The sequence below is a fragment of the Neolewinella xylanilytica genome, assembly GCF_002934605.1.
GTDB lineage: Bacteria > Bacteroidota > Bacteroidia > Chitinophagales > Saprospiraceae > Neolewinella > Neolewinella xylanilytica.
This window is the reverse complement of sequence record NZ_PTJC01000006.1, coordinates 1669342-1688126: the sequence shown is the minus strand read 5'-3', so window position 1 is coordinate 1688126 and position 18785 is coordinate 1669342. Positions and strand designations below refer to the sequence as shown.

General features: G+C 59.5%; 16 protein-coding genes. 9 read left to right on the top strand and 7 right to left on the bottom strand.

Translation table 11 applies throughout. The annotated features are described in order from the left end of the window. Positions 1-7: 7 nt before the first annotated feature. Positions 8-799, top strand: coding sequence for an undecaprenyl-diphosphate phosphatase (locus tag CLV84_RS16270; protein ID WP_170067764.1), 792 nt, complete (start codon positions 8-10; stop codon positions 797-799). Between the two features lie 11 nt (positions 800-810). Further along, positions 811-1524 (top strand): tRNA pseudouridine(55) synthase TruB, encoded by a 714-nt coding sequence (gene truB, locus CLV84_RS16265; protein ID WP_104420813.1) that lies wholly within the window; start codon positions 811-813, stop codon positions 1522-1524. Positions 1525-1530: 6 nt separating this feature from the next. On the opposite strand, the gene glpK is transcribed toward truB, so the two are convergent. The 3 genes from glpK to CLV84_RS16250 all read right to left on the bottom strand — a co-directional run bounded on the left by glpK (position 1531) and on the right by CLV84_RS16250 (position 6226). Then, positions 1531-3027: a glycerol kinase GlpK gene (gene glpK / locus CLV84_RS16260; RefSeq protein WP_211295274.1), complete on the bottom strand. Its 1497-nt coding sequence runs from the start codon at positions 3025-3027 to the stop codon at positions 1531-1533. Positions 3028-3076: 49 nt separating this feature from the next. Continuing rightward, the gene (locus CLV84_RS16255) at positions 3077-4300 is read right to left on the bottom strand and encodes a glycosyltransferase family 4 protein (RefSeq protein WP_104420812.1); all 1224 of its coding nucleotides are present in this window, start codon (positions 4298-4300) and stop codon (positions 3077-3079) included. A gap of 99 nt (positions 4301-4399) precedes the next feature. Beyond that, positions 4400-6226 (bottom strand): M1 family metallopeptidase, encoded by a 1827-nt coding sequence (locus tag CLV84_RS16250; RefSeq protein ID WP_104421224.1) that lies wholly within the window; start codon positions 6224-6226, stop codon positions 4400-4402. A 367-nt stretch (positions 6227-6593) separates the two neighbouring features. Between CLV84_RS16250 and CLV84_RS21890 the strand changes: the two genes are divergently transcribed. Further along, on the top strand, positions 6594-6755 hold the full coding sequence (locus CLV84_RS21890) for a hypothetical protein (RefSeq protein ID WP_170067744.1): 162 nt from the start codon (positions 6594-6596) through the stop codon (positions 6753-6755). A 13-nt stretch (positions 6756-6768) separates the two neighbouring features. Here CLV84_RS21890 and CLV84_RS16245 read toward each other — a convergent pair whose 3' ends face one another. Further along, entirely contained in the window at positions 6769-8157 is a 1389-nt protein-coding gene (locus tag CLV84_RS16245) for an RtcB family protein (protein WP_104420811.1), read from the bottom strand. Between the two features lie 87 nt (positions 8158-8244). Here CLV84_RS16245 and CLV84_RS16240 point away from each other — a divergent pair, with 87 nt between their 5' ends. Then, the gene (locus CLV84_RS16240; protein WP_104420810.1) at positions 8245-9168 is read left to right on the top strand and encodes an NmrA family NAD(P)-binding protein; all 924 of its coding nucleotides are present in this window, start codon (positions 8245-8247) and stop codon (positions 9166-9168) included. A 4-nt stretch (positions 9169-9172) separates the two neighbouring features. Here CLV84_RS16240 and CLV84_RS16235 read toward each other — a convergent pair whose 3' ends face one another. The 3 genes from CLV84_RS16235 to CLV84_RS16225 all read right to left on the bottom strand — a co-directional run bounded on the left by CLV84_RS16235 (position 9173) and on the right by CLV84_RS16225 (position 11636). Beyond that, on the bottom strand, positions 9173-10600 hold the full coding sequence (locus tag CLV84_RS16235; RefSeq protein ID WP_104420809.1) for a DUF4153 domain-containing protein: 1428 nt from the start codon (positions 10598-10600) through the stop codon (positions 9173-9175). 69 nt (positions 10601-10669) lie between these two features. Beyond that, on the bottom strand, positions 10670-10990 hold the full coding sequence (locus CLV84_RS16230; protein WP_245911535.1) for a winged helix-turn-helix domain-containing protein: 321 nt from the start codon (positions 10988-10990) through the stop codon (positions 10670-10672). Next, positions 10974-11636, bottom strand: coding sequence for a hypothetical protein (locus tag CLV84_RS16225; RefSeq protein WP_104420807.1), 663 nt, complete (start codon positions 11634-11636; stop codon positions 10974-10976). The genes CLV84_RS16230 and CLV84_RS16225 overlap by 17 nt, the downstream gene beginning before the upstream one ends. 125 nt (positions 11637-11761) lie before the next feature. Between CLV84_RS16225 and CLV84_RS16220 the strand changes: the two genes are divergently transcribed. From CLV84_RS16220 to CLV84_RS16200, 5 genes are read left to right on the top strand one after another with little or no spacing between them, the layout of a single operon-like run. After that, complete coding sequence (locus tag CLV84_RS16220) at positions 11762-12958, top strand: AAA family ATPase (protein ID WP_104420806.1); 1197 nt, start codon at positions 11762-11764, stop codon at positions 12956-12958. After that, positions 12945-14174 carry a vWA domain-containing protein gene (locus tag CLV84_RS16215; protein ID WP_104420805.1) on the top strand — a complete coding sequence of 410 codons (1230 nt, stop codon included), beginning with the start codon at positions 12945-12947 and terminating at the stop codon, positions 14172-14174. Before CLV84_RS16220 ends, CLV84_RS16215 begins: the two co-directional genes overlap by 14 nt. 28 nt (positions 14175-14202) lie before the next feature. Further along, a complete protein-coding gene (locus CLV84_RS16210) occupies positions 14203-15729 on the top strand; it encodes a hypothetical protein (protein ID WP_104420804.1) in 1527 nt (508 codons plus the stop codon). Positions 15730-15731: 2 nt separating this feature from the next. Further along, a complete protein-coding gene (locus CLV84_RS16205; RefSeq protein WP_104420803.1) occupies positions 15732-17294 on the top strand; it encodes a phytoene desaturase family protein in 1563 nt (520 codons plus the stop codon). A gap of 1 nt (position 17295) precedes the next feature. Beyond that, positions 17296-18519: an APC family permease gene (locus CLV84_RS16200; RefSeq protein WP_104420802.1), complete on the top strand. Its 1224-nt coding sequence runs from the start codon at positions 17296-17298 to the stop codon at positions 18517-18519. The last annotated feature ends 266 nt before the right edge of the window (positions 18520-18785 follow it).

Sequence of the window (18785 nt, the reverse complement as noted above, 5' to 3'; positions counted from 1 at the left end):
CTAAGTGATAGAATGGTTACGTGCCCTGGTACTCGGTATCGTCCAGGGGCTTACCGAATTCCTGCCGGTTAGTAGCAGCGGACACCTGGAACTCACCAAATGGTTGTTTCAGGACGACAGCCTTGCCGCCGAAAGCATGTTGATGACCGTCACGCTTCACGCCGCTACGGCGCTGGCTACGGTGGTCGTTTTTCGGCGGGACATTGCCGAGATCCTCCAGGACCTGTTTCGCTTTGAATGGAACGGAGGAACTAAATTTTCCCTGCTCATTATCCTGAGCATGATTCCGGCCGCGGTAGTCGGTGTACTCTACGATGATCTCCTCACCGCGCTGTTCGACCGCCAGATCGTCTTGGTGGCGTTCATGCTTATCCTGACCGGCTTGTTGCTTTTTCTCGCCGACCGGGCCAAGCAGACGGACAAGGCCGTCGATTGGAAAACGGCTATCCTCATCGGCATATCCCAGGCGATCGCGATTCTGCCGGGTATCAGCCGCTCGGGTGCTACGATCTCCACCAGTGTACTCCTGGGCATCGACCGCGAACGGTCGGCCCGTTTTTCCTTCCTGATGGTAGTGCCGCTGATCCTCGGCAAAATGGCCAAAGACATGCTGGACGGCGAGTTTACCGACACCACCTCCGCCCCCGAGCTCATCATCGGGTTCACCGCGGCTTTCCTCACGGGAATTGCCGCGTGTCTCTGGATGATCAAACTGGTCAAAAAAGCCAAACTGAAGTATTTTGCTTATTACTGCTTCACGGTGGCCGCCATCGTCTTGTTGGTCAAATTGGCTTTCTGAATTTACCCCCTATGCTTCCCGCATCCGATGCTCCCCCGTTTTCGCTAGCCGATGGTGCCCTCTTCCTGGTTGATAAGCCCCAGGGATGGACCAGTTTCGACGTGGTGAATAAGGTGCGCTACCGAATCCGCAAGAAGCTCGGAGTTAAGAAATTCAAAGTCGGCCACGCCGGCACCCTCGATCCCATGGCTACCGGCCTGTTGAATATTTGCGTGGGAAAATGGACGAAGCGGTTGGGGGAACTCGAGGGCCTGGATAAGTCCTATACCGGTACGATCCAGTTGGGGGCGAGTACCCCTTCCTACGATGCGGAAACCGACCCCGACGCCGAGTATCCTACCGCCCACATCGACTTGGCTGCGTTGCGGACGGCCGCTGCCGAACTAACCGGCCCGATCCAGCAGGTGCCGCCCATGTACTCCGCCCTGAAGGTAGACGGACAGCCCCTTTACAAACGAGCGCGCCGCGGCGAAACGATCGAGGTGAAGCCCCGACCCGTGACGGTACACCACTTTGACCTCGAAAATTTCACCGGTACCTCCGTAGATTTTTCCATTGGTTGCAGTAAGGGGACGTACATCCGCTCCCTGGCCCACGACCTCGGCCGGGCCGTCGGCAGCGGGGGGTATTTGACGGCCTTGCGGCGTACGGAAGTAGGCCCCTACCACATCGATACCGCCTGGCAGCTGGAGGAACTGTTGGCCGCGATCGATCCGGAAGCCTGACGGAGGTTATTCGCTCGATTCGCTTTCCTCCCAGTTCATGGTTCGTTTAACCGCCTTCTGCCATCCGGCGTAGCGGCTTTTCCTTACGGAAGCTTCCATTTGCGGATCGAAGGATTTGTCCTTTTGCCAAGTGGCGGTCAGGTCGTCCTGTGTCCAGAATCCTACGGCGAGCCCCGCCAGCATCGCCGCGCCCAGAGCCGTCGTTTCCACGATCTTGGGGCGCTCCACGCTGGCGCCTAGGATGTCCGCCTGGAATTGCATCAGGAAATCATTAGCGCTGGCCCCCCCGTCGACACGTAAGGTGCTCAATTCACAACCGGCATCCTTTTGCATCGCTTCGAGTACATCCTTGGTTTGGTAGGCCAGACTCTGTAAGGTGGCTCGCACGATATGGCTTTTGGAGGTACCCCGGGTGAGTCCGAAAATGGCCCCGCGGGCGTACATATCCCAGTACGGTGCCCCCAGCCCGGCGAAAGCCGGCACCACGTATACCCCATCGGTGTCCTTGACCTTGCGGGCGTAATATTCGCTGTCGGGTGCCTCGTCAATCAGTTTTAGCCCGTCACGTAGCCACTGGATGGCCGCCCCTGCGATGAAAACGCTACCCTCGAGGGCGTACTCCGTGCGTCCGTTCACTTCCCACGCGATCGTGGTGACCAAACCGTGTTGGCTCGGCACCGCCTCCGTACCCGTGTTCATGAGCATGAAGCAGCCGGTTCCGTACGTATTCTTAGCCTGTCCCGGCTCGAAACATGCCTGGCCGAAAAGGGCCGCGTGCTGGTCGCCGGCTATGCCCGCAATGGGGATCGAGCCACCGAAAAGCTGCGTATGACCGTATACCTCGCTACTGGATTTTACCTCCGGTAATAATTGTCGCGGCACCTCCAGTTCCCGAAGCAGCCGGTCGTCCCAGTCGCGTTTCCGAATATCGAAGAGCATGGTCCGCCCCGCGTTCGTGACGTCCGTAAGGTGATGCCTACCGCCAGTCAGCTTGTAGACCAGCCAGCTGTCCATCGTACCGAAACAAAGCTCGCCCGCTTCGGCCCGCTGCCGGGCGCCGGGTACATTGTCGAGTAGCCACTTGATCTTCGTCCCGCTGAAATAAGCATCGATGACCAAGCCCGTCGTCTGGCGTACGTGGTCCTCTAGCCCCTTTCTTTTAAGTTGATCGCAGATCCCTGCCGTACGCCGATCCTGCCATACGATCGCGTGATGAATGGGTTGGCCCGTCTGACGATCCCAGATCAGCGTGGTTTCCCGCTGATTGGTAATGCCAATGGCCTGAATTTCCGAAGCCCCGACTTTGGTCCGGTCGAGCAAGTCCCGCACTACCGTGGCCTGAGCATTCCAAATCTCATTGGCATCGTGCTCCACCCAGGCGGGCTCGGGGTAATACTGCGTAAACTCCTTCTGGGCCGTGCCTACGATCGCACCGGAGTGGTCGAACAGAATGGCTCGGGAGGAAGTCGTACCCTGGTCCAGGGCGAGGATGTACTGTGGCATGATCGAAAGTCTTGCCACAATATATCACACCATAGCTAAGTCGGGCAGGCTAGTCCAGCTCGGCGTACTCCGTGCGAAGCAGTTTCTCGTAGGTCTGTAGCAGCTTCCGGGCCAGAACCCGACGATCGTACCGCCGGTGAAAGGCACCGTAGGCACTCCGGCCCACGGCTTCCAATTTTCGTCCCCGGGCAACACATTCCTCGACCACGGCAACAAACTGCTCGGGGGTATCGGCAATAAAGAGGTCACGCCGGTTGCGGGCCTTGATGCCTTCCAGCCCTACCGTCGTTGTAATCACTACCCGCCCCAGCGACATGGCCTCTAAAATCTTGGCGCGCATACCGCCCCCGCTCAGCAGGGGCACGATGCTGATCGTGTGGGAAGAGACGAACTTGCAGCTGCTGTCGACCTCCCCGTGAATAACCACCTGTTTCATTTGTAGCTGCCGGATGCTGTGGGGCATGTTCCGCCCGGCTATGTGAAATTTGACTTCCGGACACCGCCGGTGAATTTCCGGCCAGACCTCGTTAAGGAACCAATTCAGCCCTTCCAAATTCGGCAGCCAGTCGAGGGATCCGATAAAATGCAGGTCGGGCGAACGCCGATAACTTTCGTAGGTCGGGGACCCACAACTGGTTTCCAGTCCGATGGGCAAGACCTGCATGTGCCCGCGACCGCCGAGGCGTTCGAAGTTCTTCTTATCCCGCTGGGTGATCGGCAAATGGAGGTCGTACTGGTTGAGTTGGCTGCGTTCGAAGTCACGCAGCTGCCGGGTGATATGCTGCAAGTACCAGCGCTTCGGCGCAAAAGCAATATTCTCACAGCACCGTTCCCAGATTTCGTGCTCGACGTTGTGGGAGCGCATGACGATTTGCGCGTTCGATAAGCGGCGGATGGTATTCACGTAGGGCGCGAGGTAGAGCGTTTCGAGCTGAACGATGTCGAACGACTTCTCCAGCAACCAGCGGGATAAAGCTTCGTGGTAGCTCTCCTGGTGAAACCGGCTAATGTGGTAGGAGGTGCCCCGGATCAAATTGGATACCGCATCGATCGGACTGAAGTCATTGTTGATCGAAACCGTCCGGACCTCCCGGTAATGCGCCATTTCCGGCGGTAGCTCCTTGCTTTCGTAGAAGTGCTTGCTCGTGTTCATCGCCAACAGGCTTACCTCGCAGCCCAGTTCACTCAGGCTTTTGGTAAGCCCGTGGATAGCCAGGCTCTCCCCATCCTTAAGCGGAAAGGGAAATTTTTTCGTGAGAACGAGTAGGGTCATGGGTGTTAGAACTGTCGGGATTATGCACTTATACGTTCACGATACCGGAGGACCGCACTTACGTGGCCTCAACGAGCGGAAACCGGCAACTTATTGCCATTAATCTTCCCAACCGTTGTTTTGCAGGTCGTCTTCGAACATGCGTTCCCGCGCATTGATGGTCACTTTTTCGATCTGCTGCTTATTCGTTTCGATCGTAAAGCTATAATTCGGATTCGTCCATCCCCAGTCCGGCAGCACGTTCCACTCCGAAGCATAGGCTGGTTGCGGCTTTTCTCCCCGCAGGATCTCAGGCGCGATGTAGTAGTAGGTTTCCGTCCCGTCCTTGAGGGTAACGCTCACTTCGAGTGGCATGGGCATTCTGCCGACCCGCTGCAGGTCGATGCGGGTCGTACCGCTCGCGTCGAGGTCCTCGACGTCGGTGACGGCGTAATCCGCATACTCGGTGCCGTTGACCCAGTATTCCCGGTACCAGTCGAGTTCGAGGCCGGAGCATTTTTCCGCTACCCGCGTGAAGTCGTTCGAATTGGGGTGCTTGAAGCGCCAGTCGTTGTAGTAGCGGTGCAGGGTGCACTCAAAGGCATCCTCGCCGATGATGTACCGCAGTTGCTCCAGGAATACCGCACCGTTGGTGTAGCTGGCTACCGAGTAGGCCGAGTTGGTGGCGAAGTGGTCGGCGTGGACGGAAAGCGGCTCCTGCATGCCGGTGGTACGGAAGCCCCGGAGGCTGGCGTAGGTCCGGGCGTGGGGATTATCCGTCACTTCGCCTTCGATCAGCCCCTGCTCCCGCAGGTGATTCATGACTTCGCTGCTGGCCCAGCTGGTGAATCCCTCGTCCATCCAGGCGTAGAGCGACTCGTTGGTGCCCATCAGCATCTGGTACCAGGTGTGCATCAGTTCGTGCACGCTAACGCCTACGAGGGAATTCATCGACCGCTCGCCGGTGATCAGCGTGGCCATGGGATATTCCATACCGCCGTCACCGCCCTGGATGAAACTGTACTGCTCGTAGGGATAGGGGCCGTAATGTTCCCCGATGTAGGCGAAGGCCTCGTCCATGATCCGCGGAAGGTTCTCCCAGTTTTCCGAAGTGGCCTCCCCGGGCTGGAAGTAGAAGTTCAGGGTCGTACCGTTACCGCGGTCGTAGGCGATGTGCTCGTAGTCGGGGTCGGCGGCCCACACGAAATCGTGGACGGTAGGCGCGATAAAACGGTAGCGTTGCTTGCCTCCGTCAATGGATTCGGGTTCGCCTTGCTGGTACCCCGTAGCGGCCACTACGTAAGCTTCGTCGATGTCGATCGTGACGTCGTAATCGCCCCAGACGCCGTAAAATTCCCGTCCGATATACGGATTGGCGTGCCAGCCCTGGTAGTCGTATTCCGCCAGTTTCGGGTACCACTGCGCCATGCTCAGGTCGATCCCCTCGGCGTTATCGCGGCCGCTGCGGCGGATTTGCAGGGGTACCTGGGCATCCCATTCCATGGTGAAGCGGGCACTGTCGCCCGGGTAGATCGGTTCGGCCAGCGCCACTTCCAGGATGGTACCGACCGTTTCGTAGGTCAGCTCACTCCCCTCGCGGGTCAGGCTGTTTACCTGAATGTATCCTTCTTCCTCGGCCTGCAGGTTGCTGATCCGGTCGGACACCCGCTTGTCGGCGTCGGGCAGGTTCAGGTTCCGGAGATCCATCTGGCTGCCGGGCTGAAACGCATTGAAGTAGAGGTGGTAAAACACCTTGTCCAGCGTATCCGGCGAATTGTTAAAGTAGGTCAGCTGCTGGTTACCGGTGTACTGGTGGTTATCGGCGTCTACGTCGATGTCCATGTCGTAGACCACCCGTTGTTGCCAGCGATCCGGCTGGGCGGTCAGTTGGGCGGCGGCGGCGCAGGTGAAAAGCAAAAAGACAAACGAAAGAATTCTGGTACGCATCGAATTGGCTTGGTTGGGGCGAATAATGATTTCCAAAGCAACGTATCAAACCGGCAGAGTGCTGACTTCCCCGGCAAATTTCACGCAATGGTAACGGATTTCTTGGTGATTACCACCATAGCTACGTCCGTCATTCCGAACACCGGGGCAGGGCAGCCCGAGTTTTCACAAACTGTCTACTACCGGACTCCCCGGTTTGCTCCCCCACCCCCCGTGCACCCTATACGTCCTTAATTCCGCGTTTGGCAAGCCGTTTAACCTGGTCGGTTCCACGCTTTCGACCGTAACGTCCGCTGCAGGCGGTGCCGGGGTGGTCGATGACTTGGCCCAGAAGGTAGGGGAGCCACGGTAGCAGGCCGAATTCAGCATGAACGACATCCGCGACGAAACCCGGCGGCTGGTCAAAGTGGCCAACGCCGACTTCCTTGCCCTGCCGGTCGGAGCCCTGGCCGGCTGGATTGACCGCGCGACCGGCCGACAGAAGAGCCTCACCACGTGGGAGGGAGGTTGCATCCCCACCACCCGGTAGACCTGATCGAAGGTCAGGGCCCCGCCTGGCGCTTTCGTTTGCGCCAGGGTGCATCCTTCTTCCAGTCCCCCGCCATGATGCAGCCATAGGGAAGGATACGGTCCACCACCGATCCCAGCCCGAACTCGGCCATCTGCCGTTGCACGGTATCCGCGTTCTTGTAGGCCGAAGGCAGTTCGGAGATATCGACGTGGCCGGAGTAGAAGCGGACGTCCAGTCCGGCCGTCTCTTCCCGGAAGATCTGCGCGGCAGGTTTTCCCGCCAGGCCGCGCTTGTGGGCACCCCGACTCGTGTTCCGGCCCGCTCCGTGGGGAGCGAATCCCAGGTTGCTGGCCGTGGTTTCTCCCCGGACGATGAGAATCGGCTCGGCCATATTCAGGGGGATCAACCGCAGTCCTTCGTAGCTATCCGGCACGAAACGATCGTCCAGCGGGGTAGCACCTTTCGCGTGGTAAAACACATCATCGTCGCGGAAGACGAAGTTATGCTCGTTCCAGAAACGGCCGGTAGCGGCTGATTGGGCCTTGCGAACGATGCGGTCATGCAGCAGGCCATGGTTGGTCTTCGTCCATTCCCGCACGATCTGCAGTGCCTCCCAGTAGTCCTGGCCGAAAGGATCGTCGAACGGTATCCAGGCATTATTGGCCGCCGTCTGCGGGGCAAGTTCCCGCCGGAAGTTTTCGGCAACCCGCATTCCCTGCTGATACAGGTAAGCACCCAGCCCGCGGGAACCATGGTGGGTAACCAGGATGGTCTCCCCCGTTTTCTCGGATTGCCCCACGTACAGAAAGTGGTTTCCGTCGCCCTGGGTACCGAGGTGGTGGCGGGCCAGGCTACGGCTTTTCTCGTCGTTGAGAAAGCGGTTCGCCTGCATCGCGTTGGAAATTGCCTTCGGTAAGGGGAACAGGTCGTCCCGACCGCCCCCGCCGAAGTGGGTCACGCTTTGGGCGGCATCCAATACGGCTTTGGGTGATACGGTGCCCAGGCTCGTCAGCATGACCGAGCAGCAGATATCGGCACTGTGCATGTTCGGGTGAATCGCGTTCCGGGTAGCCACGACGCCACCTACCGGTATCTGGCCAATGCTGCCCGTCGGACAGGCATCCGGCATGATGGCGCCGGTCACGGCGGTAGGGACCGTCATAACGGCCTCCATGGTTTCGACCACGGCGCGAACATTGTCCGCTTCCAGCGGGGTTTCGGCGCGGATGTTGCGGTAGAAGCTTCGTTCGCCAGTGGCTAAAGGTTCCCGGGTTTGGGGCACGGCGGATGACAAGTATTCGTGTAGGGCATTCCCGCTCAGTCCCCGGTCATTGATGTGGGCTAGAGCCTCACCAAACCATTTTCCGGGACGGAAGCCCAGTTCAATCAAGTCGTTTCCCGTGATCTTTTTGTGTTCCATTACGGGGGAAGTAACGGCATCACCCGCAAGAAAAGTTGCAGGCCGAACGTGGCTGACACTTTTGGGGTATTAGGGGTAAATACGCTTATGGACTCGACAACCGATACCCCCCTCATCATCGTCGCCGGCGCAACGGGCGAGCTAGGCGGATTGATCGCCCACGCGCTACGGGATCGAGGGGCCGGTGTACGGGCGCTGGTACGTCCGGGCACGGAATCCTCCCGGCTGGCAGATCTACGTGCCCGCGGCGTCGAAATCCGAGAGGTAAGCCTGGAATCGGTACCGGACCTCACAAAAGCCTGCTCCGGAGCCCACTGCGTGGTTTCCGCACTTTCCGGCCTCGGTGAGGTCATTATCGACTTACAAACGAACCTGCTTAAGGCTACGGAACAGGCTGGGGTAAAACGCTTTATCCCCTCTGACTATTCTCTTGACTTTACTCGCCTACCAAGGGGGACCAACCGGAACCTCGACTTTCGGATGACCTTCCAGGAGATCGCGGACGCATCCGGGCTGGAAGTGACTTCCGTGCTGAATGGCATGTTTACGGACCTGCTGAAGGGAGATGCCCCCCTGATCGTCAAACCCATCTCCCGTGTAGTCTACTGGGGAGATGTTGGGCAACCGATGGACATGACGTCCATGCGCGATACGGCCGCCTACACCGCGCGGGTCGCGATGGATTCCAGTACGCCCCGGTGGCTACGTATTGCCGGAGAAGTGGTCGATGCCGAAGGACTCCGCCGGGCAGCTTCCGCAGCCTATGGGAAAGATTTTAAAACCTTGCGAGTGGGTGGTATCGGGGTATTGTCGACCATGATCGACCTTACCCGGCTGCTCTTACCGAAACGGGAAGAAGTCTTCCCTCCCTGGCAGGGTATGCAGTACATGCGCAACATGCTGAGCGGTCGGGGAAAGCATCCCAGCCTGGATAACAATCGGTATCCCGACCTGGATTGGGAGTCGGTGCGGGCGGTGCTGGTGGGTGATTCCGCCGGCTCGAGAAACTAGGAGATCATTGTTCCCGCGCTCCGGCGCCCCAGATGGTGTTTCGCCAGTCGGCGTAGTTCCAGCTACGCCAGTCCTGTGCCGGATAGCCGTAACGCTCCAACTTCCCCGCCAACCGGGTCGGCAGTCGTTCCTGTTCCTGTCGTAATAGGAAATAGTTGTCCCGATCCAGGTCATCCACCAGGTACGTCCAGTCGATCCGGTGGGTGGGTTGCCGGAGGTTCACCCGGGTAATGACCCCGGACCAGTTGACCGCCCCGTAACCTACCAGGAAAAGCCACGCCGCCAGGCCGTTGACCTGTAAAAGGTAGTGCAGCGATCGTCGCTGACGCACCTTGCGGGACAACGAGAAAATGCCAACCAGCACCAGACAAAGCGCCACCCCTACGTGAACGCGACCGATGGCCAACCCGTACGCATGGATATAGTGCCAGTTGCGCATCCCGACCGATAAGGCGAGAAACGCATTCTGGGCCAACCAACAGTAGGTCAGCGCGCGCAGGGTACGGGCGTTGGGGTAAAAATTGAGGTTGCGCCGGAAGAAGTAAAGCACCACGACCATTGCCAGGAGAATGCTGGCCATCAGGCTATTGGTGCCGGCATGCACGTACTCACTAAGGGTACTGGCGGGAAGCTCGGTAGCCGACAACCAGATGTACCGGAGATCGGTCAGATTGACGACCCACAACAAGGCATTGAGGGTGAGGAAAACCATCACCGCCCGACGGTACTCAACCCGCAGTGCCAGCGGGGAAAAGGGGTGGTTGTTGCCGCCCCGGGAACGGGATAATGTATCCGGATCGACGGTATCGTCGTAGGCCAGATCGAAATTTGCCCCGGCCAGGATCAAGGGAATAGTACCACAGAGGCCGACAACGAACAGCACGGCAAAGCGCAGTGGCTCATCGAACCGATGCACTCCGTCCAGCCAACCAAGCAGCCACTCCAGGCCGCGAAAAAAGTCGGAATTGCCAATGGAGTAAAGGAGAAAAAACGGCAGGCTCACCGCGAGCGCCGTGAGCCCTGGCCGTACCCACACCCACCGATTGGTGGAAGCGAGGCGATGCGCGTAGCGGCCGTGCAGCTGACGCAAAAACCGCGTCGGCCCGGCCAGCAGGGAGAACACCCCCAGTAGCAGCCCGTACCAGATAAACCGAAGCTCGCGCTCCTGGACGAAACCGATCAGGAGCAGAAAACTCAGGTGATGCGCAACCAGGGACGCGGGCGCGTGAACGATCACCACCGACACGGCTGATGCCAGCAACAGGAAAACCGCCCAACGAACGGCCGGACGTCGGGTAAGTTCCGGCCGGGAGGCAAACAACGTCAGTAGAGCGATTGCATCAAAGACGAAGACGTTCAATCCGGCGGAAAGGGGAAAGAATAGGTAAGCAAACACCGTTCCTAGCGCAATCGGATATTTAACATTTCTCATAAAGAACTTTGTTTTTTAAAGTTAAAGAGCATTTACGTGCCTTCTCAGGCGCGCCCCGGTAACTGAGAGTCAGTTATTGACCAGTTTGAGAAAGTCTTCCAATTCGCCCAGATGTTGCTCGAAGGCGCGCCGCCCCGCTGCGGTGGCGCGGTAACTGGTCCGGGGCTTATCCTCCACGAAGCGTTTCTCCGTCTCGATTTGACCGGCCTTATCGAGGGCTTTGATATGACCGGCGAGGCTTCCGTCGGTAAGTTTTAGCGCGTCGCGCAGGGTAACGAAATCCACCCAGTCGTTGACCACCAGGATCCCCATTAGCCCCAGGCGCATGCGGTGGCTGTACAGCTTACTGAGCCCCGCGACGGTGGATTTCATTTCATCTACCTTGTTCATTCGTGTCGTATTTGGAATACATCCAGAGGCCGTAAACGATGTGCAACAGCCCGAAGCCGACGCCCCAGAAGAAGAGGCCGTAGGATGGAAAGAAAAGCGCTACCAGTCCGAGTCCGATCTCCAGGTAAGCCAGCAACCGGAGTTCCTCGCTCACGAAGTTGCTACCGTTCAGCAGCGCCAGACCGTAAAAGATAATCGTGGTGGGGCCGATGAGCCCACCGTTGCCGTGGTAAATCAGTGCAAGACAGAACACCCCGCCGATGGCAAGGGGCAGCGCTAGGTTGGTGAGGAGCTTGTAGGTTCTGGGATGGGCAAATTCGTGTCCCATGCGGACAACCCGCCGGTTCGTAAAGTAAAAACCGCTGGCCAACGCTCCGGTCAGTACCAACGTAGCCACACAGAATAGGAAGGGAACCGGCGCAATCCCCCAGGGATGGACGGATGATAATCCCAACTGATCGGGAACGTAAGTGACGGGATGGTCACTCACCCACCCGTATGTGAAAATGGCCAGTACGCCCAGCAAGGCGGACACACCCGCCCCTACGCCGGAAAGCCCGCTCAATCCGATAAAGTACCGCGACCGTTCCATTAGGTCGCGAATGTGCCGTAAATCCGAAATGGGGGTGTTGATGGTCCGAGCCATAAAGAACTTTGTAAAGCAAAGCTACGGTATTTTAGTCGAACGGTGAGCAGGAATGTGTATCCTTCCATTAGAACAAAGCCACCGGCCGTTTCCTTGTTAGCGAGAATCGACTGTTTGTAACCTGCATGCCCCTACCAACCGACCTGCCCACCGGCGCCCAAGCCCTGCTCATCGCCCTCGCTACCCCATCTCCCCAGGGCCCGCTCGGTATCCCGGTCCTGCTCTGGGGACGTCCCGGGGTCGGTAAATCGAGCTTCATCGAAGGCCTGGCCACGGAGCAGCTCCGCGTGACCACGCTGATCGCCTCCATCCACGATCCAACCGACTTCAGCGGGTTACCGGTGCTGGAAGGCGGCCGCGTTCGCTACGCCATACCGGAATGGGTAGAGGCCTTCGGCGATGATGAGGATGGGATTCTTTTCCTCGATGAGCTAAGTACTGCCCCCCCCTCCGTTCAGGCGGCCCTCCTACGGGTGGTCTTCGAACGGCGGGTGGGTTTTCGCGAACTTCCGGAACGGGTGCGGATCGTCGCCGCGGCGAACCCACCCGACCTCATGATCGGCGGTTGGGAGCTATCCCCGCCGCTGCGCAACCGCTTCGTCCACCTAAACTGGGCCATCCCGGAATCCCTCTACATCCGGTCGCTCACCGAAGGCTGGAACAAGGGTGAATTGCCGGAGATCGACCGGAATGACCACCGGAACCGGCTACCGGCATGGAAGGTCAAAATCGCCGGCTTCCTGCGCCTGAGCCGAACGGCGCTGCACAGCGACCCGGAAGAAAACCCTTATGGTTTCGCCAGTCCCCGAACCTGGGACTTCGCCGCCGCCCTGCTGGCTTCGTGTGACGTTCTGGGCTATCGCCCGGGTTCCGAGGATATTACCGCTCAAACGGTACTCCTGGAACTGATGGCCGGATGCCTGGGCGAAGCCACCGCCCTACCCTTCCTGGAATACCTGAACCGACTGCGTATCCCCGACCCCGAAGATATTCTATCGAAGCAAGAAGGCATAGACCTTAACGATTTGGACGACAGCGAGCTATACGTTCTGTTTTACAGTTTGAACAACAGGCTAATCGCAGCCTTTGACCGGCCGCCCTTTTTGGATTACTCACTGGTGTACTTGTCCTTGGTGGACAAAGTCTTCGAACTTGGCCGGCGGGACGTGATCTTCGTTTCCCTTCGCGACCTGGCCCGGGCGGGCTGGGTGAGCCGCCTGGCCGCCACCGACGACGACGCGGGACGTGGTCAGGCCATGGAGGAAATAGCGAAGCTGTTTAGCGACGTCACCTTCAAGGAATTCGTGGATGTCCTCGCCTGAAACCGGGAGCCTACTGGAAGACCTGCGCTTCGCGCGAGCCTACGCGGCCGAGCGGCTCCCGTGGTTTGCCCCCGCCCTGTTTCGCTGCCGCATCGTGGTAACGGACCAGGTGAAGGTCGCCGCCATAGACCGACACTACAACATCTACTGGAATCCGGATGCGGTACGCCGCATCGGTGGCGGACGCGCTCGGCTGGACGCGCTCGCCGAACTCGGATTTTTGTGGGTCCACGAGATCAGCCACTTGCTGCGCCGGCACGGCGACCGGGCCGAAACCCTGGGCATCGTAGGCGCTGAGCCGGAACGGCGTTGGAACATTGCCTGCGATCTGGAGATCAACGACGCGAAGTGGGCGGGGCTACGGATGCCGGCGGCCTACCCCGGCCGCTTCCCCGAAGCGATGGACCTGGAGACCGGCCAACTGGCGGAATACTACTACCGCCGCATCGACGCGGTGCCCTCCGCTGCCCAGTTTCCGATTGATGAGGGCAGTGGGGTACACGGGCGCATCCGGCCGTGGGAAGCCGGGGGCGAGCAACGCCTAGCACCGCTGGACGAAGAACTGGTGCGGCGGGAGGTTGCCCGGCTCACCCGGGAGGCGGATCAGGCCGGCATTCCGGAAGCGTGGCGGGCGTGGGCCCGTAGCGTTTTGGGTAGCCGGGTCAACTGGCGGCAGCGGTTACGCCACCGGATGAGCCTGGCCGTCCGTAAGGGGCAGGGCGCCAAGACGGATTATTCCTACGGGCGTGCCCACCGCCGGCAGTCGGTATACCATCCGGTACTCCCTCCCGCCCTATCCGGAACCCGCAGCCCGCACATCGCCGTGGTCGTGGACACCTCCGCTTCCATGGATGACGCGGACCTCCAACGCGCGCTAACCGAAATAGCGGCCATCATCCGACAGTTCGATGCGCCGGTGACGATGATCCCCTGTGATGTAAAGGATTACGAACCGGTACGCCTCGTTTCGGAACGGGAAGCATTCCGGATCAACTATTTGCCCGGCGGGAGCGGAACGGACCTGCGGCGCGGCATCGAGGCGGCAGTCAACTTGCAACCGATTCCCGATACCGTACTGGTGATCACGGATGGCTTGACGGCGTACCCGGCCGTGGCTCCCCGGCTTCCGCTGGTCTTTGCCATCCTTGGTCAGGCGGAATCGTACGCCCTCCCCCCCAATCCCCCCTTCACCCCCGATCAGGTCGTAGTAATCTAATCGTCCCCTGCCCGGTTGTAAACAGGAGATGAAAACTTCCACCCATCGATTCACGCTGGCTACCCGTTACGGTGATGCCACCTTTACGATCACTTTCGACGAAAATGGCCGGATATCCATTATCGGCACCCCGCTGGAGGGCCTGCCCGACTCCGTATACCAGCTAACTTACGGCCACGACTGGCCCACGGTGAAGGCCTACTTTGAGGATCTCTGCAAGCTCTTACCCTTCTGGGCGGAAGCCTACCTTACAACCGCTAATGCCCCAGCTCCCCTACTTCCGCTGAGCGCCTTTTTTGCCACTGAATTTACCCCAGAGTCAGTGACCGGCGCCCCCGGCTACTGGGCCGAGCAAGGACACTGGCGGGAACTGTTCCACCCCGATCCGGTATTGCGGAACCGGATGCTCTCTCGCGCCACCGGGGAAGACCATACCCTGTTTCGCAACCAGGCCGCGGCTTACCTCGAACCGTATTTGCTTGCGTTAGTCGCGGCACCTACCCTCGGTTCGGTGGCCGAGGCGTACCGCTTGCTGGGAACCCTCGGCACGCCCTCGGCCCGACAATTCCTCCTGGCCGAACTCGAACGGGAAGGACGTCACCCTTATACCCGCCACCTACTCTTCGGACTCCGGTATTTCCAAAACGCGGCCGATTTGGTGCGCATCGCTGCCGTCTACCGGTCCGGTAATATTTCCGAAGACGATCTACCCGCGGTCCTGAAATATATGGATGGTGTACCCGGAAAAACCACCCTCGATTTCGCGCGGGAACTCCTGGCCGACCACGCCTATCTATCCGAATCTATTCTTCGGGTATTCTACGGTATCAGGCTCCAGGACAAAGACATACGCCCTTTACTGCTCCGTGCATTCGAGGCCGAAAAAGCGTACCACCATTTGGATATCCTTCTTCGGACCACCAACCGGTTATCCACCGAACCCATAAACCTGGAAGCCATGAACCGCCGCGCGGCCGCCCCGGAATTCCTGGATGTGCCGCCGGTCAACTGGCCCCAGCAGCTGGAACCCGGGTGGACGACGCTCGTCCGCACCACGCCTCCAGGGGAGGCCCTTCGAATTATCGCAGCCTATCTCGACCGGCCCGAGCCCCGGTTGCAACGCAACGCCCTGCTACAGATGAAGGTGTTGGTGCAGCAGCCCGAATTTTCCGGCACCCTCCCCGGTCCCGTCGAACATCGTTTGCGAGACTTGCTGCGATCTCCTTTCGATAAGGTCTACGTCGAAGTACTGAATCTTTTGGGCATGCGGTCCCTGACCTGTGCCGACCCGCTACCCATGTTGGACGCGATCCTTCGACTCAGCGTAGGCACCCGCTACCGGATCGTGGTCCTGAAGGCCCTGCGGGGGGTCGGTGATTTCCCCGCGGCCCGTGAACGCGCCCGCACCTTTCTATCTGACGCGATAACAAAGGCACCGGATACCCGGCGCCTCGAACACCTGACGGCCTTGCTTCCTTACGTGGAGAAATACCTCGGACAGGCCGACGACCTTCGTTCCCAATTGAACGCACGCGTTTCCGTACTTACAGATTGAATATGACCAAGCACACCATCATCATCGGCAGCGGTATCAATAGCCTATGCGCTGCGGTGGTGCTGGCGACCAGCGGGCAGCGGGTTACCGTCTTCGAAAAAAACGACTGGTTGGGCGGCAACATACTTACCAAGGAGTTATCGGTACCCGGTTTTCGCCACGAGATCTTTTCCGGATTTCACCCACTGTTCACCTCGGGACCCTTCTACCGGGAATTTCGTACTACCCTGGAAGCCTACGGTGTCACCTACCTGAACACCGAGTACACTGCCGGCGTACTCCTCCCCGACGGACGCGCCTTGGCCCTGCGCGACAATCGGGACAAGAACGTAGCCGCACTGAACGGAGCCCATTCCGGTGACGGAGATGCCTACCGTCGGGTCATGACGGCCTTCGACCAACAGGCGGAACTGGCCTTCGGCTTGCTCTCGAAGGAGTTGTGGTCGCTGGGGGGAGCGGGATTGGCCGCCAAAAACCTGTGGAGTATGGGCCCGGAAGGCCTGCTGGAGTTTTTCGGTGAAGCCCTCCCCGATGCCCGTAAATGGCTCGACAACACGTTTCGGAGCGACCTGGTCAGGGCGGCCCTCGCCCCCTGGACCCTGCACACCGGCATGGGCCCGGACGACGCCGGTGGAAGCCTCATGCTCCGCATCATCCTCGCCTCCTTCGAAAACACCGGCATGCCCGTGGCAGAGGGAGGGGGTACCCGCCTGGTGGAAGCACTTACCCGAATTATCACCGACAACGGCGGGGAGTGCCACACCGCCAGCATCGTGGACCGCATCGTCGTCGAAGACGGTCGCGCCACCGGTGTCGAGGTGGCCGGCCAGCTTCACCCGGCTGACCGCGTACTGGCCAACGTCAGTCCTACCGCCCTTTACGGCCAACTCCTGCCGGCGAGCGCCGTTCCGCAAGCCACGCGCCAGGAAGCCGACGATTACCGTTACGGACGGGGAAATATGCAGATCCAGCTTTCGCTGGATCATCCGCCCCGCTGGCCCAATCCCGTACTGCTCAAAACCGGTATGGTGCACGTCACCCCCGGAATGAATGGCACCAGTCGGGCCGTCAACGAGGCCGTCCGGGGGTTGCTACCCGCCGAACCGACCATCGTGGTGGGCCAGCACACGGCGATCGACCCGAGCCGGGCGCCCGAGGGCAAGTGGACGATCTGGATCCAGCTACAGGAGCTACCCGCCTCCCCCACCGGAGACAGCCTCGGCGAAATCGACTGCCACGGGGAGTGGACGGAAGCCATCGCCGAAGCCTACGCCGACCGGGTGATCGCCATCCTCGACCGTCAGTTACCCGGCTTCGCGGAAGATATTCTCGAGCGACACGTCCTGAGTCCGGCCGATCTGGCCCGCATCAATCCCAACCTCGTGGGCGGCGATCCCTACTGCGGGAAGGCTTCCCTCGACCAGTTCTTGTTCTGGCGCCCGCTGCCCGGTATGCGGGGACACGAAACACCGGTCACGGACCTGTACCACATCGGAGCTGCTACCCACCCCGGTCCCGGACTGAATGGAACCTCGGGTTACCTAGTAGCGAAACAATTAACTTGATTTGGGAGAGAAGAAATTAGCGCGCGACCTGGGTCTCGGAGATATTCTCATGTTCGGTATCGGCGGTATCGTCGGAGCAGGAATTTATGCCATCGTGGGGGAAGCGGCCGGGCTGAGCGGTAATATGCTTTGGGCCAGTTTCCTGGTAGCCGCCACGGTGGCCTTACTGACCGCGATGACCTACGCCGAATTTGTCAGCCGCTTTCCCGACGCCGGCGGAAGCTTCGAGTACGTAAAGCGTGGGTTCGGACAGACTACGGCGCTGTGGTTCAGCATTTTGATGCTCTTCACTGGTATCGTTGCTGCGGCGGCCATTGCCATCAGCTTTAGTGATTATCTTGGTCGGTTACTGGCCGTGCCCTCCTACCTCACCACCATCGGCGTGATCGCCCTTATGGGTGGCATCAATGCCGCCGGTGTCCAGGAAGCGAGCTGGTTCAATACCCTGGCCACCGTCGTTACCCTGTTTGGACTGGGGGCCGTTGTCTACTTTTCCTTTCCCGACTGGGGATCGGTTCCCCTGTTCGACCCGGGCGAAGGGGGTGTCACCGGCATCATTTCCGGGGGCGCGCTGATCTTCTTCAGCTTCATCGGTTACGAAGACCTGGTCAAGATGGCGGAGGAAACTCGAGACCCCGAGCGCACCATGCCGCGGGGCATCCTGATTTCCGGGGTCGCGGTCCTCCTGATCTACCTACTCATCGCCGTTGGCACCGTATCGGTCATGGGAGCGGAAGACCTGGCCAAGCAATCGGGACCGTTGGCGGAAGTATTGCGCCGGAGCGCGGGAACGGGGTGGGCAACGGCCATCGTGATCGTGGCCCTATTCGCTACCAGCAAGACCATCCTTTCCAATATCCTCGGAACGAGCCGCCTCCTTTACGACGTGGCCCGTGACGGGGAGATGCACTGGCTGAAGCGGCTCACCCGGGTCAATCAGCGGACGGAGACCCCCATCTTTGCCATTCTCCTGATCACGGTCCTGGCCATATGCTTCGGGATGATCGGTAACCTTCAGGTAGTAGCCAGCATCAGCAACATCTTTATTATGCTGGTCTTCCTCGCGGTGAACGCGGCGCTGCTGAATTACCGTCGGCGCTTCACCGATAAAGCGGAGGCGCCTTTCCGGGTACCCCTGAACGTCGGTAACTATCCGGTACCTACCGTACTGGCCTTCGCGGGCATTTTGGTGCTCCTGGGTTTCAACCTGGCTAATCTCTTCTAACACTTGGCCGATTTTGAAATGGAGAATTTCCGCGGACGCTCCTTGCATTTAGATCCAACAACATCACTAATAGCAAGCATGCTACCCCGGATCGCTTCCCCTAGTTCGGTTGTCGGGGTTCGACTGCGCTGCAGTCGATTGCGCTTAACCTCCACATACCCGGAGTTTTACTCCGGGCAATGTGGGTTGGACCGCGCTGTGGTCCTGAGTCGCTCGGAAACCCTGAGAATTGTGGTACGCAACTGTGGAGTAGTTAGGAGGCGAGG